21 protein-coding genes are annotated in these 23214 nt (G+C 70.8%); 2 read left to right on the top strand and 19 right to left on the bottom strand.

Annotation, left to right across the window (positions count from 1 at the left end; all coding sequences use genetic code 11):
* Positions 1 to 44 precede the first annotated feature (44 nt).
* On the bottom strand, positions 45 to 1478 hold the full coding sequence (locus ACFYWY_RS20670) for an RsmB/NOP family class I SAM-dependent RNA methyltransferase (RefSeq protein WP_389188424.1): 1434 nt from the start codon (positions 1476 to 1478) through the stop codon (positions 45 to 47).
* Positions 1479 to 1602: 124 nt separating this feature from the next.
* Entirely contained in the window at positions 1603 to 2547 is a 945-nt protein-coding gene (gene fmt, locus ACFYWY_RS20665) for a methionyl-tRNA formyltransferase (protein WP_389188421.1), read from the bottom strand.
* Between the two features lie 228 nt (positions 2548 to 2775).
* Here fmt and ACFYWY_RS20660 point away from each other — a divergent pair, with 228 nt between their 5' ends.
* The gene (locus ACFYWY_RS20660) at positions 2776 to 3312 is read left to right on the top strand and encodes a hypothetical protein (protein ID WP_389188418.1); all 537 of its coding nucleotides are present in this window, start codon (positions 2776 to 2778) and stop codon (positions 3310 to 3312) included.
* Positions 3313 to 3450: 138 nt separating this feature from the next.
* Here the strand turns inward: ACFYWY_RS20660 and ACFYWY_RS20655 are convergent, their stop codons facing one another.
* The 14 genes from ACFYWY_RS20655 to pyrR all read right to left on the bottom strand — a co-directional run bounded on the left by ACFYWY_RS20655 (position 3451) and on the right by pyrR (position 19950).
* Positions 3451 to 5595, bottom strand: a complete 2145-nt coding sequence (locus tag ACFYWY_RS20655; protein ID WP_389188415.1) for a primosomal protein N' — start codon at positions 5593 to 5595, stop codon at positions 3451 to 3453.
* 87 nt (positions 5596 to 5682) lie between these two features.
* Positions 5683 to 6891, bottom strand: a complete 1209-nt coding sequence (gene metK / locus ACFYWY_RS20650) for a methionine adenosyltransferase (protein ID WP_389188412.1) — start codon at positions 6889 to 6891, stop codon at positions 5683 to 5685.
* A gap of 243 nt (positions 6892 to 7134) precedes the next feature.
* Entirely contained in the window at positions 7135 to 8337 is a 1203-nt protein-coding gene (gene coaBC, locus ACFYWY_RS20645) for a bifunctional phosphopantothenoylcysteine decarboxylase/phosphopantothenate--cysteine ligase CoaBC (protein WP_389188409.1), read from the bottom strand.
* Positions 8338 to 8446: 109 nt separating this feature from the next.
* Complete coding sequence (rpoZ, locus tag ACFYWY_RS20640; RefSeq protein WP_005319902.1) at positions 8447 to 8719, bottom strand: DNA-directed RNA polymerase subunit omega; 273 nt, start codon at positions 8717 to 8719, stop codon at positions 8447 to 8449.
* A gap of 43 nt (positions 8720 to 8762) precedes the next feature.
* Positions 8763 to 9326 (bottom strand): guanylate kinase, encoded by a 564-nt coding sequence (gene gmk / locus ACFYWY_RS20635; RefSeq protein ID WP_389188405.1) that lies wholly within the window; start codon positions 9324 to 9326, stop codon positions 8763 to 8765.
* A gap of 38 nt (positions 9327 to 9364) precedes the next feature.
* Positions 9365 to 9688 (bottom strand): integration host factor, encoded by a 324-nt coding sequence (locus ACFYWY_RS20630; RefSeq protein ID WP_005319887.1) that lies wholly within the window; start codon positions 9686 to 9688, stop codon positions 9365 to 9367.
* Positions 9689 to 9954: 266 nt separating this feature from the next.
* Positions 9955 to 10806 (bottom strand): orotidine-5'-phosphate decarboxylase, encoded by an 852-nt coding sequence (gene pyrF, locus ACFYWY_RS20625; protein ID WP_389188400.1) that lies wholly within the window; start codon positions 10804 to 10806, stop codon positions 9955 to 9957.
* On the bottom strand, positions 10803 to 11912 hold the full coding sequence (locus ACFYWY_RS20620; RefSeq protein WP_389188397.1) for a quinone-dependent dihydroorotate dehydrogenase: 1110 nt from the start codon (positions 11910 to 11912) through the stop codon (positions 10803 to 10805). The genes pyrF and ACFYWY_RS20620 overlap by 4 nt, the downstream gene beginning before the upstream one ends.
* A 55-nt stretch (positions 11913 to 11967) precedes the next feature.
* On the bottom strand, positions 11968 to 15276 hold the full coding sequence (carB, locus tag ACFYWY_RS20615; protein ID WP_389188393.1) for a carbamoyl-phosphate synthase large subunit: 3309 nt from the start codon (positions 15274 to 15276) through the stop codon (positions 11968 to 11970).
* Complete coding sequence (gene carA, locus ACFYWY_RS20610) at positions 15269 to 16420, bottom strand: glutamine-hydrolyzing carbamoyl-phosphate synthase small subunit (RefSeq protein WP_389188390.1); 1152 nt, start codon at positions 16418 to 16420, stop codon at positions 15269 to 15271. Before carA ends, carB begins: the two co-directional genes overlap by 8 nt.
* The gene (locus ACFYWY_RS20605; RefSeq protein ID WP_389188387.1) at positions 16417 to 16989 is read right to left on the bottom strand and encodes a hypothetical protein; all 573 of its coding nucleotides are present in this window, start codon (positions 16987 to 16989) and stop codon (positions 16417 to 16419) included. Before ACFYWY_RS20605 ends, carA begins: the two co-directional genes overlap by 4 nt.
* Positions 16986 to 18272, bottom strand: coding sequence for a dihydroorotase (locus ACFYWY_RS20600; protein ID WP_389188385.1), 1287 nt, complete (start codon positions 18270 to 18272; stop codon positions 16986 to 16988). The genes ACFYWY_RS20605 and ACFYWY_RS20600 overlap by 4 nt, the downstream gene beginning before the upstream one ends.
* 2 nt (positions 18273 to 18274) lie before the next feature.
* Complete coding sequence (locus ACFYWY_RS20595) at positions 18275 to 19255, bottom strand: aspartate carbamoyltransferase catalytic subunit (protein WP_389188382.1); 981 nt, start codon at positions 19253 to 19255, stop codon at positions 18275 to 18277.
* 116 nt (positions 19256 to 19371) lie between these two features.
* Positions 19372 to 19950, bottom strand: a complete 579-nt coding sequence (gene pyrR, locus ACFYWY_RS20590; protein WP_389188379.1) for a bifunctional pyr operon transcriptional regulator/uracil phosphoribosyltransferase PyrR — start codon at positions 19948 to 19950, stop codon at positions 19372 to 19374.
* Positions 19951 to 20184: 234 nt separating this feature from the next.
* Here pyrR and bldD point away from each other — a divergent pair, with 234 nt between their 5' ends.
* A complete protein-coding gene (gene bldD / locus ACFYWY_RS20585; RefSeq protein ID WP_326648581.1) occupies positions 20185 to 20685 on the top strand; it encodes a transcriptional regulator BldD in 501 nt (166 codons plus the stop codon).
* Positions 20686 to 21029: 344 nt separating this feature from the next.
* On the opposite strand, the gene nusB is transcribed toward bldD, so the two are convergent.
* Genes nusB through ACFYWY_RS20570 form a run of 3 tightly spaced genes read right to left on the bottom strand, consistent with a single transcriptional unit; the run spans position 21030 to position 23193 of the window.
* Positions 21030 to 21458 (bottom strand): transcription antitermination factor NusB, encoded by a 429-nt coding sequence (nusB, locus tag ACFYWY_RS20580; RefSeq protein WP_389188376.1) that lies wholly within the window; start codon positions 21456 to 21458, stop codon positions 21030 to 21032.
* A 2-nt stretch (positions 21459 to 21460) separates the two neighbouring features.
* The gene (gene efp, locus ACFYWY_RS20575) at positions 21461 to 22027 is read right to left on the bottom strand and encodes an elongation factor P (protein ID WP_215092623.1); all 567 of its coding nucleotides are present in this window, start codon (positions 22025 to 22027) and stop codon (positions 21461 to 21463) included.
* Between the two features lie 59 nt (positions 22028 to 22086).
* A complete protein-coding gene (locus tag ACFYWY_RS20570) occupies positions 22087 to 23193 on the bottom strand; it encodes an aminopeptidase P family protein (protein WP_389188372.1) in 1107 nt (368 codons plus the stop codon).
* Between the last annotated feature and the right edge of the window lie 21 nt (positions 23194 to 23214).

Here is a 23214-nt window from a genome sequence, read left to right as displayed (position 1 = left end):
CCGACGTACAGCGTCTTGTCGGTGCCGCCGCGGGGGCCGCCGCCTCAGGCCGTACGGCGCAGCAGCGCCAGATACATCGCGTCCGTGCCGTGCAGATGCGGCCACAGCTGCACATCGGGACCGTCGCCCAGCGCGGGCACGCCCGGCATCAGAGGCCTCGCGTCCACCCACTCGGCCTCGGCGGCCGGGCCGCCACGCCCCTTCAGCACGTCCTCGACGACCACCCGGGTCTCGGCGAGATGCGGCGAGCAGGTCGCGTAACCGACCACTCCCCCGATCCGGACGGCCGTCAACGCCTCGCGCAGCAAGCCGCGTTGGAGCGGCGCGAAGCCTTCCAGGTCCTCGGGACGCCGCCGCCAGCGGGCCTCCGGACGCCGCCGCAGCGCTCCGAGGCCCGAGCACGGGACATCGACGAGCACACGGTCGAAGGAACCGGGCCGCCACGGCGGACGCGTGCCGTCCGCGGCGATGACCTGATACGGACCGGGGTTGCCCGCAAGCGCCCGCTCGACCAGCCGGGCACGGTGCGGCTGCTTCTCGGAGGCCAGCAGCGACGCGCCCCGGCCCGCGGCCATCGCGGCCAGCAGCGCTGCCTTGCCGCCGGGGCCTGCGCAGCCGTCGAGCCACCGCTCGTCGGGGCCGTCCAGCGGCGCGCCCGCCAGCGCGATCGCGACGAGCTGGCTGCCCTCGTCCTGGACCCCGGCCCGCCCTTCCCGTACGGCTTCGATGGCGCCGGGCTCGCCGCCCTCGGCCAGCCGCACGGCATACGGCGACCAGCGCCCGGGCAGCCCGGAGTCCTCGCCCACCGCTTCGAGGAGTTCAGCGGCCGTGGAGCGGCCAGGCCGGGCGACGAGCGTCACCTCGGGCCGCTCGTTGTCGGCCTCCAGCAGGTCCTCGATCCCGGCGCGCCCGCCGCCCAGCGAGTCCCACAGCGCGGAGACGACCCACCGCGGGTGCGAGTGCACGACGGCCAGATGGTCCTCGGCGTCCTCGTCGTAGGGCGGAGCGACCCGCTCCAGCCAGGCGTCCAGGTCGTCCTGCGCGATCTTGCGCAGGACGGCGTTGACGAACTTCGCCCGCCCGTCGCCGAGCACCACCCGCGCCAGCTCCACGCTCGCCGACACGGCCGCGTGCGTCGGGATCCGCGTCCCGAGCAGCTGGTGCGCGCCGAGCGCCAGCACATCGAGCACCGGCGGGTCGACCTCGCGCAGCGGCCGGTCGATGCACGTCGCGATGATCGCGTCGTACGTGCCCTGGCGGCGCAGCGTCCCGTACACGAGCTCGGTGGCGAGCGCCGCGTCGCGGGCGTCGAAGTCGTCCTTCTCGCGGGCCTTCTTCAGCAGGGGCGGAAGTACGAGGTTGGCGTAGGCGTCCCTCTCGTCGACCGCCCGCAGCGCCTCGAAGGCCAGGATCCGCACGGGATCCTTCTTGGGGCGGCGGTACGGCTTGGGGGGACGGCGACGTGCCTGCTCGTTCAAAGGTGCTCCGCTGTTGCTGTGTCTAGCCGGGGGGACACCCCCGGCCCCCCGGCCGGAGGGCAGGCCCACTGGGCCGGCCGGCCCGGCATCGCGAGGTGAACCTCAGTGAAAGGGTCGAACCCTCTCAGCCTACGTCCGTGCCGCCCACCCTCTCGCCCGGGGCGATGCGCACCCCGCGCGCCCAGTCGGCGGCGCGCATCGGCTTCTTGCCCTGCGGCTGGACCCAGAGCAGCTCGACGGCGTGCGATCCGGTGCCGACGTGCACGTTGTTCTTGCCGGCGGAGAGTTCGCCGGGCGCGAGGTCCGTACGGTCGGGCAGCAGCGCCGCCTGGATCAGCTTGAGCCGTTCCCTGCGGAAGACCGTCCACGCGCCAGGCGCGGGGGTGCAGCCGCGGACCACGCGGTCGACACGGAGTGCCGGAGCGTTCCAGTCCACATGCGCGTCCTCGACGGTGATCTTCGGCGCGAGCGAGACGCCCTCGGCCGGCTGCGGCACGGCCTTCAGGGTGCCGTCCTCGATACCGTCCATGGTCGCGGCGAGCAGTCCGGAGCCGGCGAAGGCGAGCCGGGTGAGCAGGTCACCACTGGTGTCGGTGGGCCGTACATGCTCGGTGATCACGCCGTACACCGGACCCGTGTCGAGGCCTTCCTCGATCTGGAAGGTCGCGGCGCCCGTCATCTCGTCCCCGGCGAGGATGGCGTGCTGGACCGGTGCGGCGCCGCGCCAGGCGGGCAGCAGCGAGAAGTGCAGATTGACCCAGCCGTGGCGGGGCATGTCCAGGGCCACCTTGGGGAGCAGCGCGCCGTAGGCGACGACCGCGCAGCAGTCGGGCGCGATTTCGCGCAGCCGCGCCAGGAAGTCCTCGTCCCGCGGCTTGGCCGGCTTGAGCACCTCGATCCCGGCTTCCTCGGCGCGCTGGGCGACCGGGCTGGCCACCAGATGGCGGCCCCGTCCGGCGGGTGCGTCGGGCCGGGTGACGACGGCGGCGACTTCATGCCGGCCGGAGGCGATCAGGGCGTCCAGGGAGGGTACGGCGACCTCGGGGGTGCCTGCGAAGACGAGCTTCATCGGTGGCTGACTGCCTCTCAGGCTGCGTGCGGTGACGAGCAGCGCACCAGTCTATGGGCCGGGGAAACAGGGGGCGTACGGAGGACCGTGCGCCCCGCGCATATGTGCATACGCCCCCGAAGCGTGACCACATCGCCAGGTAGAGCGTTGGTCAAGAGAGATTGACCGAAACGGGCCGCCCCGGTTGCGGCCCGACCCTTTTTCAACGCCGGTTCGAGAGGCTTGTCAATGGCCGACCACGCAACCCACGACGCCCAAGCCCGAGCAAGCCTGCACCTGTTGGTGCGGGACATCGAGCGGGTCCGCCGGCAGGTGGACGCATTGCGCACGCTCACCGCCCAGCTGGGAAATGTCTACCGCCCGCGCCGATCCGGCCCGTCCACGGGCTTCGTCGTCTACGGCAGGGCCCCGGCCCCGACCGTCCGTCTTGCGCAGGAGCTGAGGGACAGCGTCGAGACGCTGGTGACCGCGGCGGTGGACTTCGACCGTTCGCTGGGCTTTTCGTGGGACGCGGTGGGCTCGGCGCTCGGGGTGACCAAGCAGGCGGTCCACCGCCGTTACGGCGCGCGACGGGCCGCGCAGCAGGCGGGCCCGTCGGACATGGACCATGGCGCGGACCCGGTGCCGACCCGCACGCTGCCGGTGGGCACGGGCCTGCCGGCCGTCCCCGCCGCCCGCGCGATGCCGCCGCAGCCGGTGGTCACCGGCCAATCCCTCCGCGAGGAGGCCCGCCCGAGCGCCTTCCCCGGCCCGCGCAACGGCTGACCTTCCCGCGGCTGCCCCTGCCCTTGACGGGTGGGGGCAGCCCTTTGCTGTGCGTGGGGGCGGCGACGACAGCGCAACGCGTGGCCCACGGCCCCCCATCCCCGCCCATCAGCATCCCGTCAGCGGACGTCCGGCGGGTCAGCCGATGTCCGGCGGGTCGATCCTGATCCGTACCGGCTCCGTGCCACCGCGGGCCAGCCGGGCCGCCTGTGCCGACTTCAGCGCGGCCGCCAGCGCCGCCCCGCTGCCCGGCGGCACCCTCAGCAGCGCCCGCTCCCACACCTCGCCCACCGGCGGGTCACCCGGCCGCCGTGGTCTGCCCGGATCGGTGACCGGCAGCGGCACCGGGCCCAACAGCTCCGCGTCGCCGGGCAGTTCGGCCGACGCCACAAACGCGGCTATCGCCTCCGCCCGGCCCGTCACCGACGCCATCCGGGAGACCGGCGGGAACCCCAGCTGCGCCCGCTCGCCCAGCTCACGCTGCGCGTGCCCGACCGGGTCCCAGCGCACCAGCGCCTGGACCGGTCGCAGTGTCGGCTCGGCGACGATCACCACCGTGCCGCCCTCGCTCTGCCCGCGCACCAGCGATGCCGCGTCCATCCAGCGCCGCAGCGCATCCTCGCCCGCCCGCAGGTCGGGCCGCCCCAGCATCGCCCAGCCGTCGAGCAGCAGCGCCGCCGCGTATCCACCTTCGGCGACGGGCTCCGCGCCCGGCGTGCTCACTACCAGCGCGGGCCGCCCGGGCACGGTGTCCAGCACATGGTCGCGGCCCGATGTGCGCACCTGGACCGCGGGGAAGGCCCGCCCGAGCTCCTCCGCCGTACGCCGCGCACCCACGATCTGGGCGCGCAGTCTCGTACTCCCGCACGCGGCGCAGTGCCAGTCCACCGCACCGCGCCCGCACCACCCACAGGTCAGATCCCGTTCGTCGGGCGCCTCCAGCGGCCCGGAACAGTGCCGGCACCGCGCGGGCGTGCGGCACCGCTCGCACGCGAGCCTGGGCACATAGCCCCGCCTGGGCACCTGGACCAGCACCGGCCCGCTCTTCAGCCCGTCGCGGACGGTCTGCCAGGCCAGACTCGGCAGCCGCGCCGCCCGAGCCGCCTCGTCCCGCGCCAGCTCCCCGTCCCCGACCGTACGCACCAGGGGCGCGGCGCTGCGTACCTGCTCACGGTCGGCGATCAGCGGCAGGGCCCAGCCGCTCTCCACCAGCTGGGCCGCCTCCACCGTGCAGCTCGTACTCCCCAGCAGGAAGCCGCACCTGTCGTGCGTGGCCCGCAGCTCGAGGACCTCGCGCACATGCGGGAATGGTGCGTTCTCATCGCTGTGGCTGGAGTCGCCGTCGTCCCAGACGGCGACTAGCCCGAGATCCTGTACGGGAGCGAACATAGCGGCCCTGGTCCCGACGACGGCCCGCACCGACCCGCGCCGCACGGCGAGCCACTGCCGGTACCGCTTCTCGGGCCCGGACTCGGCGGTCAGCACCGCGTGCCGGCCCTCCCCCAGCAGCGCGGTGAGTGCGGCATCGACCCGCGCCGCACGCCGCCCGTCGGGCACGACGACCAGCGCCCCACGCCCGGAGGCGAGCGTCGCCGCGACGGCCCGCGCCAGCTCGTCCGGCCACTGCGGTCCGGGCAGCGCGGTCCACACGGCCCGCGGCGCACCCCCGCCCGCGAGCGCCTCCACAAACGCCGCCCCGCGGCCGTACCGCTCCCAGCTTCCCGGGTCAGGCGCGTCGGGCGGCGGCAGCGGCTTCGGCGAAGGCTTCGACTCGGCCCGTCCGTTCCTGGGCGGGATGGCGAGCTGCAGCACGTCCGCCAGGCTGCCCGCGTACCGATCGGCGACCGCGCGCGCGAGGCCCAGCATCTCGGGGCTGAGCACCGGCTCGGGCGACACGACATAGGCGAGCGCGGCGAGCGCTCCCCCGTAGTCCGTCTCGGCACGCCGCTCGATGAGAAACCCGTCGATCAGCCCGCCCCCTTCCCGCCGCCCTTCCCGCACCCGGTGCCCCCCGGCCCCGAACCGCACGCGCACCCGCACTCCGGGCTGCGCGTCCGCGTCCAGCTCCTCGGGCACGGCGTAGTCGAAGTACTGGTCGAGATGGAGCACGCCCTTGTTGACCATCACCCGCGCGACGGGCAGCTCCTTGGCCAGCGCGGCCCCTCGCCAGGTCCGCGGCTTGGCTTTGGGGACCTTGGCCTTGCGCACGGTCTCGCGGATGAGAGCAAGCTGCTCCGGCCCACCGGCGGCGGGCTCCTCGGGCTGCTTGTCGTCGCTGCTCACAGCCAAATTCCTACCAGACGCCACTGACACCACGGCGGCCCCGGACCTTGTCGGTCCGGGGCCGCCGTGTTCGTGCGCGTGCTGTGCTTACAGACCCGCAGCCGAGCGCAGCGCGTCCACGCGGTCCGTGCGCTCCCATGTGAAGTCCGGCAGCTCGCGGCCGAAGTGGCCGTACGCCGCCGTCTGGGCATAGATCGGGCGCAGCAGGTCCAGGTCGCGGATGATCGCGGCCGGGCGCAGGTCGAAGACCTCTCCGATGGCCTGCTCGATCTTGTCCACGTCGATCGTGGCGGTGCCGAAGGTCTCCACGAAGAGGCCTACCGGCTCGGCCTTGCCGATCGCGTAGGCGACCTGGACCTCACAGCGCGCTGCGAGGCCGGCGGCCACGACGTTCTTCGCGACCCAGCGCATCGCGTACGCCGCGGAGCGGTCCACCTTGGACGGGTCCTTGCCGGAGAACGCTCCGCCGCCGTGGCGGGCCATGCCGCCGTACGTGTCGATGATGATCTTGCGGCCGGTGAGGCCGGCGTCGCCCATCGGGCCGCCGATCTCGAACCGCCCGGTCGGGTTGACCAGCAGTCGGTAGCCGTCGGTGTCCAGCTTGATGCCGTCGTCCACCAGCTGCTTCAGCACGTGCTCGACGACGAACTCGCGGATGTCGGGAGCGAGCAGCGAGTCCAGGTCGATGTCCGAGGCGTGCTGCGAGGAGACCACGACGGTGTCGAGGCGGACGGCCTTGTCGCCGTCGTACTCGATGGTGACCTGAGTCTTGCCGTCGGGGCGCAGGTACGGGATGGTCCCGTTCTTGCGGACCTCCGAGAGGCGGCGGGAGAGCCGGTGCGCCAGGTGGATCGGCAGCGGCATCAGCTCGGGCGTCTCGTCGGTGGCGTAGCCGAACATCAGGCCCTGGTCGCCGGCGCCCTGCTTGTCGAGCTCGTCCTCGTCGCCCTCGACACGCGTCTCGTACGCGGTGTCGACACCCTGCGCGATGTCCGGCGACTGCGCGCCGATGGAGACCGAGACGCCGCAGGAAGCGCCGTCGAAGCCCTTCTTCGAGGAGTCGTAGCCGATCTCGAGGACCTTGTTGCGCACGAGCGTGGGGATGTCCGCGTACGCCTTGGTGGTCACCTCGCCGGCGACGTGCACAAGACCGGTGGTGATCAAGGTCTCCACGGCGACCCGGGAGGTCGGGTCCTCCCGCAGAAGGGCGTCGAGGATCGTGTCGCTGATCTGGTCAGCGATCTTGTCGGGGTGACCCTCGGTCACAGACTCCGAGGTGAACAGACGACGGGACACAATGCTCCCTGGGGTTGCAGCGGCTGCTGGCTGATCATTGGCGGACCGGCCGGAGGGCTGCGCCTCGCGACGGTCCATGTGCAGTTTATCCGTCACCCTCCGCCGCCGGTCCACCCGTCTCGCTCCGTGGGAGCGAGACGAACAGGACTCCGGTCCGGTACGGCAGGGCGATAGACCCCGATCCTAGGGTGATACGTCGGATTTCACGTGATTTCGACCACTCGTCGCGGCGAAACCAAGAATTCACCCAAGCCGCGGGACGACCAGGTCCCACACAGTGTCGGCGAGGGACTCCTTGGGCCCGTACGGCACCGGCGTCTCGCCGCCGTCCGCGGCGAGCACCACCGCTTCGTTCGTCTCGGAGCCGAACGTCTTGCGCTCCCCCACCTCATTGACGACGAGAAGGTCACAGCCCTTGCGGCGCAGCTTCTCGCGGCCGTTGGCGAGTACGTCGTCCGTCTCTGCGGCGAAACCGACGATCACCTGGGCGGGGCGGGCCCGCTCGGTGGAGATCTCGTGGAGGATGTCGGGATTGCGGACCAGCGCGATGGGCGCGGGCTCCTGACCGTCCCTTTTCTTGATCTTTCCCGCGGCGTACGCGGCGGGGCGGAAGTCCGCGACGGCCGCGGCCATCACCACCGCGTCCGCGTCCGGCGCGGCCTTCAGCACGGCCTCGCGCAGCTGGACCGCCGTGCCGACGTGGACGACGTCGACCCCCGCCGGGTCCGGCAGCCCGGTGTTGGCCTCGATGAGCGTGACGCGGGCGCCGCGGGCCGCGGCGGTGCGGGCCAGGGCGTACCCCTGCTTGCCCGAGGAGCGGTTCCCCAGGTAGCGCACCGGGTCCAGCGGCTCGCGCGTGCCGCCCGCGCTGACGACCACATGACGGCCCGCGAGGTCCGGGGCGGCCACGCCGCGGGCGAGTACCCGGCGGCAGACCTCGAAGATCTCGTCCGGCTCGGGCAGCCGCCCCTTGCCGGTGTCGACGCCGGTGAGCCGGCCCACGGCGGGCTCGATGACGACGGCCCCGCGGCGGCGCAAGATCGCGACGTTCTCCTGGGTGGCGGGGTGCTCCCACATCTCGGTGTGCATCGCGGGCGCGAAGACCACCGGACAGCGGGCGGTGAGGAGTGTGTTGGTCAGCAGGTCGTCGGCGAGGCCGTGGGCCGCCTTGGCGAGCAGGTCGGCGGTGGCCGGCGCGACGACGACGAGATCGGCGCCCTGCCCGATCCGTACGTGCGGAACCTCATGGACGTCGGACCAGACCTCGGTCGAGACTTCATGTCCGGAGAGCGCCGACCAGGTCGCGGCGCCGACGAAGTGCAGCGCGGACTCGGTGGGGACGACACGTACGTCATGGCCCGATTCCGTCAGCCTCCGTAGCAGCTCGCACGCCTTGTACGCGGCGATGCCTCCGCTGACGCCCAGAACGACCTTCGGCTTGTCCACTACTGCGTCTCCCCGCACTCGGATGCGTACTCCCCCATGACACACCACAGGCCCGGCAGTCGCGCCGCCGGGCCTGTCGTGAAGAACGTAAGACGCTGAACGTAAATCGCTACTGAGCCGGGCCCTCAATGGCCTCCGAGGTCAGCAGACCCGCGTTGATCTCCCGCAGGGCGATCGAGAGCGGCTTCTCGTGGACGTGGGTGTCCACAAGCGGGCCGACGTACTCGAGCAGACCCTCACCGAGCTGCGAGTAGTACGCGTTGATCTGACGCGCGCGCTTGGCCGCGTAGATCACGAGGCTGTACTTCGAGTCAGTCGCCTCGAGCAGCTCGTCGATCGGCGGGTTGATGATGCCCTCGGGCGCAGTGATGGAAGAGGACACGCTCTAGCCTTCCGAAGAAACTTCAGGGAAAAACAGAAAAAGATCAAACAACTTGCATCAAGGCTAGCAGCTCACGTGCTACATCCTCGACGGAGGTGTTGACCAGGGTCGTATCGAACTCCGACTCGGCCGCCAGCTCCACCTTGGCAACCTCCAGCCGGCGCTCGATGACCTCGGGCGGCTCGGTGCCCCGTCCGGTGAGCCGGCGCACCAGCTCCTCCCAGCTCGGCGGGGCCAGGAAGACCAGCAGCGCCTGCTGCATGGACTCCTTGACCTGCCGGGCGCCCTGGAGGTCGATCTCCAGGAGTACGGGCTCGCCCGCCTCCAGGTGATCGAGGACCGCGCGGCGGGGCGTGCCGTAGCGGTGGCCCGCGAACTCGGCCCATTCCAGCAGCTCGCCGTTGGCGATCAGCTTGTCGAATTCCTCGTCGGTGACGAAGAAATACTGAACGCCGTGGCGCTCGCCGGGGCGCGGCTTCCTTGTTGTGGCCGACACCGAGAGCCATACCTCGGGGTGGACCTTGCGCATATGGGCGACGACCGTGCTCTTGCCGACCCCGGAGGGGCCGGAGAGCACGGTCAGCCGCGGACGTACCTCTGCTGCCATGCAGCGATTATCCAGGTTCTCGGGAGTGCCCGAGAACGTCAGGCGGCACCGCCGCCGAACTCGCGTTCAAGAGAGGCGATCTGGTTGGAGCCGAGACCGCGCACGCGACGGCTCTCGGAAATGCCGAGCCGCTCCATGATCTGCTTGGCGCGGACCTTGCCCACGCCCGGCAGGGACTCAAGGAGAGCGGAGACCTTCATCTTGCCGATGACGTCGTTCTCCTGGCCCTGCTTGATGACCTCGTGGAGCGAGGCGCCGGAGTGCTTGAGTCGATTTTTGACCTCGGCCCGCTCCCGGCGAGCCGCGGCGGCCTTTTCGAGCGCGGCTGCGCGCTGTTCAGGGGTAAGGGGCGGAAGAGCCACGCCTACGTCACCTCGGATGTCGAACTGTCGGATACGGACCGGTGAGGAACCTATCGCCCCACACCAGGCGAGCAACGAGCAACGCCGTGCACGTTCGCTCTTCGACGGAGACTAGCGGCCATGGCCGCTCCAGTCAGCGAGAACAGACGAAAAGTCCTGGTCAGCATCGACCGACCAGGACATTTCTGACATATAGACACGCTTTTTTGGCCAAGTTTCTGCCAATGCGGCCGACGCGGAGGTTTTCGAGGCCCGCGGCCGAGGCGCTAACCCCCCGAAACGGCCGAAGAAACGGCCGACCGCACCTCGTCCGCGAAACGCGCCGCCGACTCCCGCAGCGCCGCCACGTCCGGACCGTTCCGCAGCACCCCGCGGCTCACGCTCGGCACGACATTGCCGATCGCCGGGCCGAAGACTCCGGGAAGGTCCGCCGGGGTCGCGCCCTGCGCGCCGATGCCCGGGGCCAGCAGCGGCCCGTTGATGCCGAGGTTCACACCCGCGTCGCCCAGCGTCGCGCCGACCACCGCGCCGACCGAGCCCAGCGGCTGCGCACCGGCGTTCTCCGCGGTCATGTGGTCCAGCATCACCTGTGCCAGGGACCGGCCGTCCGCGGCCGTAGAGCGCTGTACCTCCGCGCCCTCCGGGTTCGAGGTGAGGGCGAGTACGAACACGCCCGCGCCGGAGAGCGCGGCCGCGTCCAGCGCCGGACGCAGCGAGCCGAAGCCCAGGTACGGCGAGAGGGTCACCGCGTCCGAGAAGAGCGGCGAGTCCTTGTCGAGGTAGGTCGCGGCGTACGCGGCCATCGTGGAGCCGATGTCGCCCCGCTTGGCGTCCATCAGCACCAGCGCGCCCGCCGCCCGCGCCTCGTCGACCGCCTTCTCCAGGACGGCGATGCCGCGCGAGCCGAAGCGCTCGAAGAACGCCGACTGGGGCTTCAGGACGGCGACCCGGTCGGCCAGCGCCTCCACGGTCGTACGCGTGAAGCGCTCCAGGCCGGCGATGTCGTCGTTCAGGCCCCAGGCGGTCAGCAGCGACGCGTGCGGGTCGATGCCGACGCAGAGCGGGCCGCGGGTGTCCATGGCGTGGCGCAGGCGTGCGCCGAACGGTTCGAGGGTCACTTGGCTGCCTTCCGGGTCTCGGCGCCGACGGCATCGGCGAGGGTGGCGTACGGGGATGCCTTGAGGCGGGCGGCCAGGCCCTTGTGGATGGCGCGGGCGTAGAGGGGGCCCTCGTAGATGAAGGCGCTGTAGCCCTGCACGAGCGTGGCGCCCGCGAGGATGCGCTGCCAGGCGTCCTCTGCGTTCTCGATGCCCCCGACGCCGATCAGCGTGATCCGGTCGCCCACGCGCGCGTACAGGCGGCTCAGCACCCCCAGGGAGCGGGCCTTGACCGGCGCTCCGGACAGTCCGCCGGTCTCCTTGATCAGCGCCGGGTCGGATTTCAGGCCCAGGCCTTCGCGCGCGATGGTCGTGTTCGTGGCGATGATGCCGTCCAGGCCGAGCTCGAGGGCCAGGTCCGCGACCGCGTCCACGTCTTCGTCCGCGAGGTCCGGCGCGATCTTGACCAGGAGGGGGACCCGGCGGTCCTCGACACTGCGGTCCGCCGCCTCGCGTACGGCCGCAAGCAGCGGGCGCAGCGATTCGGTCGCCTGGAGGTTGCGCAGGCCGGGCGTGTTCGGTGACGAGACGTTGACGACCAGGTAGTCGGCGTGGCGCGCCAGGCGCTCGGTCGACTTCACATAGTCGGCCACCGCCTCCGCCTCGGGCACGACCTTCGTCTTGCCGATGTTGACGCCCACGACGGTCCCGAAGACCGCCTTCCGGGCGGCCAGCCGCTCGGCGACGGCCGCCGAGCCCTCGTTGTTGAAGCCCATGCGGTTGATCAGCGCACGGTCCGGCACGAGCCGGAACAGCCGCTTCTTGGGGTTGCCCGGCTGCGGCTGCGCCGTGACCGTGCCGATTTCGATGTGGTCGAAGCCGAGCATCGACATGCCGTCGATGGCGACGGCGTTCTTGTCGAAGCCTGCGGCGAGGCCGAACGGGCCGTGCATGCGCAGACCGAACGCCTCTGTGCGCAGCGATTCGTACCTGGGCGCGAGAACCGCCGCGACGAACGTACGCAGGACGGGGATGCGGACCGCGAGCCGGATCCAGCGGAAGGCCAGGTAGTGGGCCTGCTCCGGGTCCATCCGCTTGAAGACGAGATTGAAGATGAACTTGTACATGGTGGTGTCCTCGCAAAGAGGGGGACACCGTTTCCGGTGTCCCCCTCCCCGATTGCTAGTCGCGGGCCGCGGTCAGGTGTTCCGCGTGTTCCTGAAGTGAACGCACACCCACATCCCCGCGGTTGAGCGCGTCGATGCCCTGGACAGCGGCGGCGAGCGCCTGGACCGTCGTCAGGCACGGCACGGAGCGCGCCACCGCCGCTGTACGGATGTCGTAGCCGTCGAGACGGCCGCCGGTGCCGTACGGCGTGTTGACGATGAGGTCGACATCGCCGTCGTGGATGAGCTGGACGATGGTCCGCTCGCCGTGCGGGCCCGGGCCCTCGCTGTGCTTGCGCACGATGGTGGCGTTGATGCCGTTGCGCTTGAGCACCTCGGCCGTGCCGGACGTGGCGAGCAGCTCGAAGCCGTGCGCGACCAGCTCTCGGGCCGGGAAGATCATCGAGCGCTTGTCGCGGTTGGCGACGGAGATGAACGCGCGGCCCTTGGTGGGCAGCGGACCGTACGCGCCCGCCTGGGACTTGGCGTACGCGGTGCCGAACACCGAGTCGATGCCCATGACTTCACCGGTGGAGCGCATCTCCGGGCCGAGTACGGTGTCGACGCCGCGGCCGTGGATGTCGCGGAAGCGCGACCACGGCATCACGGCCTCCTTGACGGAGATCGGAGCGTCCATCGGAAGCGTCCCGCCGTCACCCTTCTTCGGCAGCAGGCCTTCGGTGCGCAGCTCGACGATGGTCGCGCCGAGCGAGATGCGGGCGGCGGCCTTCGCCAGCGGCACGGCGGTCGCCTTCGAGGTGAAGGGGACGGTGCGCGAGGCACGCGGGTTGGCCTCGAGGACGTACAGGATGTCCCCGGCCAGCGCGAACTGGATGTTGATCAGTCCGCGCACTCCGACGCCCCGCGCGATGGCCTCGGTCGAAGCCCGCAGCCGCTTGATGTCGAAGCCGCCGAGCGTGATCGGGGGCAGCGCGCAGGCCGAGTCGCCGGAGTGGATGCCGGCCTCCTCGATGTGCTCCATCACGCCGCCGAGGTAGAGCTCGGTGCCGTCGTAGAGCGCGTCGACGTCGATCTCGATCGCGTCGTCGAGGAAGCGGTCGACCAGCACCGGGCGGGTGGGGCTGATCTCGGTGGACTCGGCGATGTACGACTCGAGGCGGGCCTCGTCGTACACGATCTCCATGCCGCGCCCGCCGAGCACGTACGACGGGCGTACGAGGACGGGGTAGCCGATCTCGTCGGCGATGGCCTTGGCCCCGGCGAAGGTGGTCGCGGTGCCGTGCTTGGGGGCGGGGAGCCCGGCCTCGGCGAGGACGCGGCCGAAGGCGCCGCGGTCCTCTGCGGAGTGGATGGCCTCGGGCGAGGTGCCGACGATCGGCACACCGTTGTCCTTGAGCGCCTGGGCCAGGCCCAGCGGAGTCTGGCCGCCCAGCTGGACGATCACACCTGCGATCGGGCCGGCCTGCGACTCGGCGTGGACGATCTCCAGGACGTCCTCCAGGGTGAGCGGCTCGAAGTAGAGCCGGTCGGAGGTGTCGTAGTCGGTGGAGACGGTCTCGGGGTTGCAGTTGACCATCACGGTCTCGTAGCCCGCGTCGCTGAGCGCGAAGGAGGCGTGGACGCAGGAGTAGTCGAACTCGATGCCCTGGCCGATGCGGTTGGGCCCCGAGCCGAGGATGATCACGGCGGGCTTGTCGCGCGGCGCGACTTCGTTCTCCTCGTCGTAGGAGGAGTAGAAGTACGGGGTCTTCGCGGCGAATTCGGCGGCGCAGGTGTCGACCGTCTTGTAGACCGGGCGAATGCCCAGCGCGTGCCGGACCTCGCGTACGACGTCCTCGCGCAGCCCGCGGATCTCGGCGATCTGGACGTCGGAGAAGCCGTGGCGCTTCGCGTCCGCGAGCAGCTCGGGGTCGAGCTTCTCGGCGGCGGCGAGCTCGTCGGCGTACTCCTTGATCAGAAAGAGCTGGTCGACGAACCAGGGGTCGATCTTCGTCGCTTCGAAGACCTCTTCGGGAGTGGCGCCCGCGCGGATGGCCTGCATGACGGTGTTGATCCGGCCGTCGGTGGGGACCTCGGCGGCGAGCAGCAGCCCGCCCTTGTCGCCGGGATCGCCGGTGAAGGAGAACTGCGAGCCCTTCTTCTCCAGCGAGCGCAGGGCCTTGTTCAGCGCTTCGGTGAAGTTCCGGCCGATCGCCATGGCCTCGCCCACCGACTTCATGGTGGTGGTGAGGGTGGCGTCGGCGGAGGGGAACTTCTCGAAGGCGAAGCGCGGCACCTTGACGACGACGTAGTCGAGCGTGGGCTCGAAGGACGCCGGGGTCTTCTCGGTGATGTCGTTGGGAATCTCGTCGAGGGTGTATCCGACGGCGAGACGGGCGGCGATCTTGGCGATCGGGAAGCCGGTGGCCTTCGACGCCAGCGCCGAGGAGCGCGACACCCGCGGGTTCATCTCGATGACGATGATCCGGCCGTCCTCGGGGTTGACGGCGAACTGGATGTTGCAGCCGCCGGTGTCCACGCCGACCTCGCGGATGATCGCGATACCGACGTCGCGCAGCCGCTGGTACTCACGGTCCGTCAGCGTCATCGCGGGCGCGACGGTGATCGAGTCGCCGGTGTGCACGCCCATGGGGTCGAAGTTCTCGATGGAGCAGACGACCACGACGTTGTCGTGCTTGTCGCGCATCAGCTCCAGTTCGTACTCCTTCCAGCCAAGGATGGACTCCTCCAGGAGCACCTCGGTGGTCGGCGAGAGGGTGAGGCCCTGTCCCGCGATCCGGCGCAGCTCTTCCTCGTCGTGGGCGAAGCCGGAGCCGGCGCCGCCCATCGTGAAGGAGGGGCGGACGACGACCGGGTAGCCGCCCAGTTCGTCGACGCCGCCCAGGACGTCTTCCATGGAGTGGCAGATGACCGAGCGGGCCGACTCGCCGTGGCCGATCTTGCCGCGGACGGCCTCGACCACGCCCTTGAACAGGTCGCGGTCCTCGCCCTTGTTGATCGCCTCGACATTGGCGCCGATGAGCTCGACGCCGTACTTCTCGAGCACGCCCTGCTCGTGCATGGAGATCGCGGTGTTGAGCGCGGTCTGGCCGCCGAGGGTGGGCAGCAGCGCGTCGGGGCGCTCCTTGGCGATGATCTTCTCGACGAACTCCGGGGTGATCGGCTCGACGTAGGTGGCGTCGGCGATCTCCGGGTCGGTCATGATCGTCGCCGGGTTGGAGTTCACCAGGATGACGCGCAGGCCCTCGGACTTGAGGACGCGGCAGGCCTGGGTGCCGGAGTAGTCGAACTCGGCGGCCTGGCCGATGACGATCGGGCCGGAGCCGATGACCAGGACGGACTGGATATCGGAGCGCTTAGGCACGCTGGCCCTCCATCAGGGATACGAAGCGGTCGAAGAGGTACGCGGCGTCGTGCGGGCCCGCGGCCGCCTCGGGGTGGTACTGCACGCTGAAGGCCGGCTGGTCGAGCAGGTTCAGGCCCTCCACCACGTTGTCGTTGAGGCAGACGTGGGAGACCTCGGCGCGGCCGTAGGGGGTGTCGGAGACCTTGTCGAGCGGCGCGTCGACGGCGAACCCGTGGTTGTGGGCGGTGACCTCGACCTTGCCGGTGGAGCGGTCCTGCACGGGCTGGTTGATGCCGCGGTGGCCGTACTTCAGCTTGTACGTGCCGAAGCCGAGCGAGCGGCCGAGCAGCTGGTTGCCGAAGCAGATGCCGAAGAGCGGGGTCTTGCGCTCCAGTACGCCCTTGACCACGGTCAGGTCGGCGGTCGCCGGGTCGCCGGGACCGTTGGAGAGGAACACTCCGTCGGGGTTGACGGCGTACACGTCCTCGACCGTGGCGGTGGCGGGCAGGACGTGCACCTCGATGCCGCGCTCGGCCATCCGGTGCGGGGTCATGCCCTTGATGCCGAGGTCTATGGCGGCGACGGTGAAGCGCTTGGCGCCGATCGCCGGGACGACGTACGCCTCGGCGGTGGCCACCTGGGCGGAGAGGTTCGCGCCCTTCATCTGGGGCGCTTCCTGCACCCTCGCGAGCAGCGTGGCCTCGTCGGCGAGCGCCTCGCCGGAGAAGATGCCGACGCGCATCGCGCCGCGCTCACGCAGATGGCGGGTGAGCGCGCGGGTGTCGATGCGGCTGATGCCCACCACACCCTGGGCGACGAGCTCGTCGTCCAGGGAGCGCCGGGAGCGCCAGTTGGAGGGCACCCGCGCGGGGTCGCGGACGACATAGCCGGCGACCCAGATCCGCTTGGACTCGTCGTCCTCGTCGTTGACGCCGGTGTTGCCGACGTGCGGGGCGGTCATCACGACGACCTGGCGGTGGTACGAGGGGTCGGTGAGCGTCTCCTGGTAGCCGGTCATGCCGGTGTTGAACACCGCCTCGCCGAAGGTCTCCCCCACGGCCCCGTAGGCGCGGCCGCGGAAGGTGCGGCCGTCCTCCAGGACGAGTACGGCGGGAGACACGCCTTGCCTCTTCGAGGCGTGCCCCGGAATGGAGGTCGTCATCGTGCGGTGCCTTCCGTCGTGCTGTTCGGGGTGCTCATGGTGTTGATCGCCTCGACCCAGGCGGCCTGCTCGGCCGCGTGGTCGGAGCGGAAGCCGGAGTCGATCAGCTTGTCGCCGTGCGTCCAGGTGACGATCAGCAGTCCGCCCTCGGCAAGGACCTTGCCCGCGATGCCCTTGTCCAGCCTGGCCTCGCGCAGGGCCGCCTTCGGTACGAAGAAGTCCCGCGCCCCGGGGCGTACGACCTCGAGGCCCGCGTCCGTGAGCGTAAGCTCGACCCGGCTGCGCACGCCCAGGCCGTGGGCCACGATCCGGTCCAGCCACTGCCCTGCGGTCGTGGAGCCGTGGTAGCGGCCGGTCAGCTCAAGTCTCGCCTCGCCCGGCGCCTCGGGCACGGCGGGCAGCTCCGGCAGGTCGGACTGGAGGCTGCCTCGCCACTTCCATCCCTGGCGCATCAGCCAGTAGACGAACGCGATGAAGAGCAGCAGTCCGACGACCCAGCCGATGCGGGCGGCCCAGTCGGTCACTTCCGCCGACTTCTGCTCGGCGGCGATTTGGATGAGAGATGTCACGCGAGCTTCCCGTCTACGACCGTGGCCCGGCCCCGCAGGAAGGTGTGGGTCACGCGTCCCGGCAGCTCACGGCCCTGGTAGGGGGTGTTGCGGCTGCGGGAGGCGAAGCCCGCGGGGTCCACGAGTCCACGGTATGCCGGATCGACGAGCGTGAGGTTCGCGGGCTCACCTGCCGAGACAGGGCGGCCGTGGCCGTCCAGGCGGCCGATCTGCGCCGGGCGGAAGGACATCCGGTCGGCGACTGCGGCCCAGTCGAGCAGCCCGGTCTCGACCATCGTCTGCTGGACGACGGAGAGCGCCGTCTCCAGGCCCACCATGCCCATGGCGGCCGCGGCCCACTCGCAGTCCTTGTCCTCGTGCGGGTGCGGGGCGTGGTCGGTGGCGACGCAGTCGATGGTGCCGTCGGCGAGGGCCTCGCGCAGGGCCAGGACGTCGGCCTCGGTGCGCAGCGGCGGGTTCACCTTGTAGACGGGGTTGTACGTGCGGACCAGCTCGTCGGTGAGCAGCAGGTGGTGCGGGGTGACCTCGGCGGTGACGTTCCAGCCCTTGGACTTGGCCCAGCGGACGATCTCGACGGAGCCGGCGGTGGAGAGGTGGCAGATGTGGACACGGGAGCCGACGTGGGCGGCGAGGAGAACGTCGCGGGCGATGATCGACTCCTCGGCGACGGCCGGCCAGCCGCCGAGACCGAGCTCGGCGGAGACGATGCCCTCGTTCATCTGGGCGCCCTCGGTGAGCCGGGGCTCCTGGGCGTGCTGGGCGACGACGCCGTCGAAGGCCTTCACGTACTCCAGCGCGCGGCGCATGATCACGGCGTCGTCGACGCACTTGCCGTCGTCGGAGAAGACCTTCACACCGGCGGCGGAGTCGTTCATCGCGCCGAGCTCGGCGAGCTTCTTGCCCTCAAGGCCGACGGTGACGGCGCCGATGGGCTGCACGTCGCAGTAGCCGGACTCCTTGCCGAGGCGGTAGACCTGCTCGACGACGCCCGCGGTGTCGGCGACGGGGAAGGTGTTCGCCATGGCGTGTACGGCGGTGAAACCGCCGACAGCGGCCGCCTTGGTGCCGGTGAGGACGGTCTCTGAGTCCTCACGGCCGGGCTCGCGCAGGTGGGTGTGCAGATCGACGAGACCGGGCAGCAGGATCTGTCCCCCGGCCTCGACGACGGTCGCGTCGCCCGCCTCGATTCCCGGACCGACCTCGGCGATGGTCTCGCCGTCGATCAGGACGTCCTGCGCCTCGCCGCCCAGCACCTTCGCGCCACGAATAAGGATCTTGCTCATGGTTACTTGCTCTCCTCGGTGCGGGTGGGGCTGATGGCGGACTCGTTGCCGCCCAGAAGCAGATACAGGACGGCCATACGGGTCGAGACGCCGTTGGCGACCTGCTCGACGGCCGTGCAGCGGTCGGAGTCGGCGACCTCGGCGGTGATCTCCATGCCGCGGTTCATCGGGCCGGGGTGCATCACGATGGCGTGCTCCGGCATCCGGGCCATGCGGTCGCCGTCCAGGCCGTAGCGCCGCGAGTACTCACGTTCGGTCGGGAAGAAGGCGGCGTTCATCCGCTCGCGCTGCACGCGCAGCATCATCACCGCGTCGGACTTCGGCAGCACCTCGTCGAGTGCGTACGACACCTCGCACGGCCAGTTCTCGACGCCGATCGGCACCAGGGTGGGCGGAGCGACCAGCGTGACCTGGGCGCCGAGGGTGTTCAGCAGCAGGACGTTGGAGCGGGCCACTCTGCTGTGCAGCACATCGCCGACGATCGTGATCCGCCGCCCGTCCAGGCCACGCCCTGTTCCGGCGTCCGCGCCGACCAGCCGGCGGCGCATGGTGAAGGCGTCGAGCAGCGCCTGCGTGGGGTGCTCGTGGGTGCCGTCTCCGGCGTTGACGACCGCGCCGTCGATCCAGCCGGAGGTGGCGAGCCGGTACGGGGCTCCGGACGAGCCGTGCCGGATGACGACGGCGTCCGCGCCCATCGCCTCCAGGGTCAGCGCGGTGTCCTTGAGGGACTCGCCCTTGGAGACCGAGGACCCCTTGGCGGAGAAGTTGATGACGTCGGCGGAGAGCCGCTTGGCGGCGGCCTCGAAGGAGATCCGGGTCCGTGTCGAGTCCTCGAAGAAGAGGTTGACCACGGTGCGGCCGCGCAGGGTCGGCAGTTTCTTGATCGGCCGGTCGGCGACCCGGGCCATCTCCTCGGCGGTGTCGAGGATCAGCACGGCGTCGTCGCGGGTGAGGTCGGCGGCCGAGATGAGGTGGCGCTTCATCTGGGTGTGCTCCGTTGTCTGGAGGTCGGGCGTCCGGGGTTGTCGCCCGGACACCGCAGCGGCATGCGGGCGCGCGGGTGGCACGTCCGTACGGGATCAGGAGGCGTACGGAGGTGCTACTGCTCGCCGGCCGGGGCGGGCTCGCGGACACCGAGCAGCACGGTGTCGCGACCGTCCTCCTCGGCGAGCTGGACCTTGACCGTCTCCCGCAGCGACGTGGGGAGGTTCTTGCCGACGTAGTCGGCGCGGATCGGGAGTTCGCGGTGGCCGCGGTCGACCAGGACGGCGAGCTGCACGGCGCGCGGCCTGCCGATGTCGCCGAGGGCGTCGAGCGCGGCGCGGATGGTGCGGCCGGAGAAGAGCACGTCGTCGACGAGGACGACCAGCCGGCCGTCGACACCGTCACCGGGAATCTCGGTGCGGGCCAGCGTGCGGGCGGGCCGCAGCCGCAGGTCGTCGCGGTACATGGTGATGTCGAGCGAGCCGACGGGGATCTTGCGGCCGGTGATCTCTTCGAGCTTGTCGGCCAGCCGACGGGCGAGGAAGACACCGCGGGTCGGAATGCCGAGAAGCACCACGTCGTCGGCGCCCTTGGCGCGTTCGACGATCTCGTGGGCGATGCGGGTCAGTACCCGCGCGATGTCGGGGGCCTCGAGAACGGGGCGTGCCGCATCTGAGCTGTTCTGCGTGTCCATATGAAAACGGACCTCCTTCTCCGCCTCACGGGACGGATCTTAAAGGACGTCGAAATTACGCCACCCACGCTACCAGTGCCTTGCCGGGCCCCGGTCGCGGCCCCCGCTCCCGCCGCAGGCGGAGACCGGACGGACCTTTTCGGCTTGACGCACCCAAGTAACGCTGCGTAACCTCACAGTGAGTGACCAGCCGCGCGGCGGAGCCGCACGTCGACACAGTGTCCGGGGAGCTATATGTCCAGCGAATACGCAAAACAGCTCGGGGCCAAGCTCCGCGCCATCCGCACCCAGCAGGGGCTTTCCCTCCATGGCGTGGAGGAGAAGTCCCAGGGCCGCTGGAAGGCCGTTGTAGTCGGTTCGTACGAGCGCGGCGACCGCGCGGTGACCGTGCAGCGCCTCGCCGAGCTGGCGGACTTCTACGGCGTCCCGGTGCAGGAACTGCTTCCTGGCACCACGCCGGGCGGGGCCGCCGAGCCGCCGCCGAAGCTCGTCCTGGATCTGGAGCGGCTGGCTCATGTGCCGCAGGAGAAGGCGGGCCCGCTGCAACGCTACGCCGCCACGATCCAGTCCCAGCGCGGCGACTACAACGGCAAGGTGCTCTCGATCCGTCAGGACGACCTGCGCACCCTGGCCGTCATCTATGACCAGTCGCCGTCGGTCCTTACCGAGCAGCTCATCAGCTGGGGCGTGCTGGACGCGGACGCGAGGCGCGCGGTCGGCCACGAAGAGGGCTGACGCCACTTCAGGAGAAACGTCACGTCGGAGGGCGAACCCGTCATGTGCGGGTTCGCCCTCCCTTGCGTTGGGACCACGCGGCGGAGCTCGGGACGCGCCTCGCGGCGGACCGCGCTGCGGGCCTCGGGGCGGCTCCGGTCGCCGCGGCCTCGGGACGGCTCCCGTCGCTGCGGGCCTCGGGGCGGCTCCCGTCGCTGCGGGCCTCGGGGCGGCTCCCGTCGCTGCGGGCCTCGGGGCGGCTCCGGTGGAGCCGGCCGACGGGCTCAGGCCGCCCGGGCATGCACCAGGCCCGAAGCGGAAGATTGTTCGTCTTCCGCTTCGGGCCTGGTGGAGCCGGGTGCGCGCTAGTCGCGGCGCAGGCTCGGCTTGAGGTCCTTGAAGCGGCCGAGCAGGCCGTTCACGAACGACGGGGACTCGTCGGTGGAGAACTCCTTGGCGAGCTGCACCGCCTCGTCGATCACCACCGCGTCCGGGGTCTCGTCCACCCACACCAGCTCGTACGCGCCGAGCCGGATGATGTTGCGGTCGACGACCGGCATCCGGTCGAGAGTCCAGCCGACGGAGTAGGTGGCGATGAGGTCGTCGATCCGGTCCGCGTACTGCGCGTACCCCTCGACGAGCTCCATCGTGTACTCGCCGACCGGCGGCTGCCGGTCGTCGGTCCGCGCGTGCCGCACCCAGTCCGCGAGGACCGTCTGCACGGGCGTCCCGCGCTGGTCGGCCTCGAAGAGGATCTGAAAGGCGCGCTTACGGGCCTTGTTCCGGGCAGCCACGGTTAGCTGTTCACCCGGCCGAGGTACTCACCGGAGCGGGTGTCGACCTTGATCTTCTCACCGGTGGTGATAAAGAGCGGGACACCGATCTCGAAGCCGGTCTCCAGCGTGGCGGGCTTGGTGCCACCGGTGGAGCGATCGCCCTGGACACCGGGGTCGGTGTGCTGGATGGTCAGCTCGACGGCGGCGGGCAGCTCGACGTAGAGCACCGCGCCCTCGTGCTGGGCGACGCTGGCGGTGAAGCCCTCGATCAGGAAGTTGGCGGCGTCACCGACGGCCTTGCGCTCGATGTGCAGCTGGTCGTACGTCTGCATGTCCATGAAGACGAAGTAGTCGCCATCCATGTACGAGAACTGCATGTCGCGGCGGTCGACGGTGGCCGTCTCGACCTTCACACCGGCGTTGAAGGTCTTGTCGACGACCTTGCCGGAGAGCACGTTCTTGAGCTTGGTGCGCACAAAGGCAGGGCCCTTGCCGGGCTTGACGTGCTGGAACTCGACGACGGACCAGAGCTGGCCTCCGTCGAGCTTGAGCACCATGCCGTTCTTGAGGTCGTTCGTGGAAGCCACGGTTGCGGAATCTCCTGGACTGACGCTGGTGGACGACCGAGGACGCGCGCTCAGCTGAGCTAGAGCGCGAGCAGCTCCTTGGTCGTGATGGTGAGTAGCTCGGGTCCGCCGTCCGCCTCCTGGCGCACGACGAGCGTGTCATCGATCCGGACACCGCCCCGGCCCGGGAGGTGGACCCCCGGTTCGACGGTGACCGGCACACAAGCGTCCAGTTTACCCATGGCCGCAGGGGCCAGCTGCGGGTCCTCGTCGATTTCGAGCCCCACACCGTGCCCGGTGAGCGGCGGGAGGCCTTCGCCATGGCCCGCGGAGTCCAGGATCTGGCGGGCCGCGTGGTCCACATCGCGATACGCGGCGCCCGGTGAGAGAGACTCCCGGGCGGCCCGCTGAGCGGTGAAGACAATGTCGTACAGCTCGATCTGCCAGTCCGCCGGGGTCGTCCCGATCACAAACGTACGGCCGATCTCGCAGCGGTAGCCGCGGTAGTTGGCGCCCACGCAGACGGCGAGGAAGTCGCCCTCCTCGACCCTGCGGTCGGTGGGACGGTGGCCGCCGCGGCCCGAGTTGGGTCCGGTGGCGACCGAGGTGGGGAAGGCGGGGCCGTCGGCGCCGTGGTCGACGAGCCGGCGCTCCAGCTCCAGAGCGAGATGCCGTTCGGTGCGGCCCACCAGGATCGACTCCAGCAGTTCGCCGAGGGCCTGGTCGGTGATCTCGGCCGCGATCCGCAGGCAGGCGATCTCCTCCTCGTCCTTGACGAGCCGCTGCTGCTCGACGGCGAGGCCGAGGTCGGCGAGACGCAGCCGGGGCGCGACCGAGCCGATCGCCCGGTGCCTCGCGACGGTCAGATGGTGCTCCTCGACGGCGAGGCACTCCACGCCGACGGTCCGCGCGAGCTCGGCGGCCGCGACCGCCGGATCGCCGGCCGATGTCGGCAGGACGGTCAGCCCCAGCTGCTCGTCGGGACGGCCGTCGGCGGGGTCGTCGGCGGGTGTACGGGGGCAGAGCAGGTTGTCTTCGCCGGGGCCGAGCAGCAACACGGCGCCGGGGGGTGCGCCGCCCGCGAGATAGCGGACGTTGGCGGGGCGGGAGACCAGGACCCCGGCGCTGCCGGTGGCCGCGCACCGGTCGCGCAGCCGGTCGCGGCGGATCCCAAACACCTCTGACATGTCACGAGCCTACGAGCGTGG

Source organism: Streptomyces sp. NPDC002870 (genome assembly GCF_042888505.1).
Classification (GTDB): Bacteria; Actinomycetota; Actinomycetes; order Streptomycetales; family Streptomycetaceae; genus Streptomyces.
The sequence above is the reverse complement of the archived record's forward strand: the minus strand, read 5'-3'. Positions and strand labels throughout refer to the sequence as shown.

What these genes read in the sequence shown, in the direction of transcription:
- fmt (WP_389188421.1), bottom strand. Translation starts at nt 2,547, where the DNA reads ATGAAGCTCGTCTTCGCAGGCACCCCCGAGGTCGCCGTACCCTCCCTG.
- ACFYWY_RS20660 (WP_389188418.1), top strand. Translation starts at nt 2,776, where the DNA reads ATGGCCGACCACGCAACCCACGACGCCCAAGCCCGAGCAAGCCTGCAC.
- gmk (WP_389188405.1), bottom strand. Translation starts at nt 9,326, where the DNA reads ATGGCAGCAGAGGTACGTCCGCGGCTGACCGTGCTCTCCGGCCCCTCC.
- ACFYWY_RS20620 (WP_389188397.1), bottom strand. Translation starts at nt 11,912, where the DNA reads ATGTACAAGTTCATCTTCAATCTCGTCTTCAAGCGGATGGACCCGGAG.
- carA (WP_389188390.1), bottom strand. Translation starts at nt 16,420, where the DNA reads ATGACGACCTCCATTCCGGGGCACGCCTCGAAGAGGCAAGGCGTGTCT.
- ACFYWY_RS20600 (WP_389188385.1), bottom strand. Translation starts at nt 18,272, where the DNA reads ATGAGCAAGATCCTTATTCGTGGCGCGAAGGTGCTGGGCGGCGAGGCG.
- ACFYWY_RS20595 (WP_389188382.1), bottom strand. Translation starts at nt 19,255, where the DNA reads ATGAAGCGCCACCTCATCTCGGCCGCCGACCTCACCCGCGACGACGCC.
- pyrR (WP_389188379.1), bottom strand. Translation starts at nt 19,950, where the DNA reads ATGGACACGCAGAACAGCTCAGATGCGGCACGCCCCGTTCTCGAGGCC.
- bldD (WP_326648581.1), top strand. Translation starts at nt 20,185, where the DNA reads ATGTCCAGCGAATACGCAAAACAGCTCGGGGCCAAGCTCCGCGCCATC.
- ACFYWY_RS20570 (WP_389188372.1), bottom strand. Translation starts at nt 23,193, where the DNA reads ATGTCAGAGGTGTTTGGGATCCGCCGCGACCGGCTGCGCGACCGGTGC.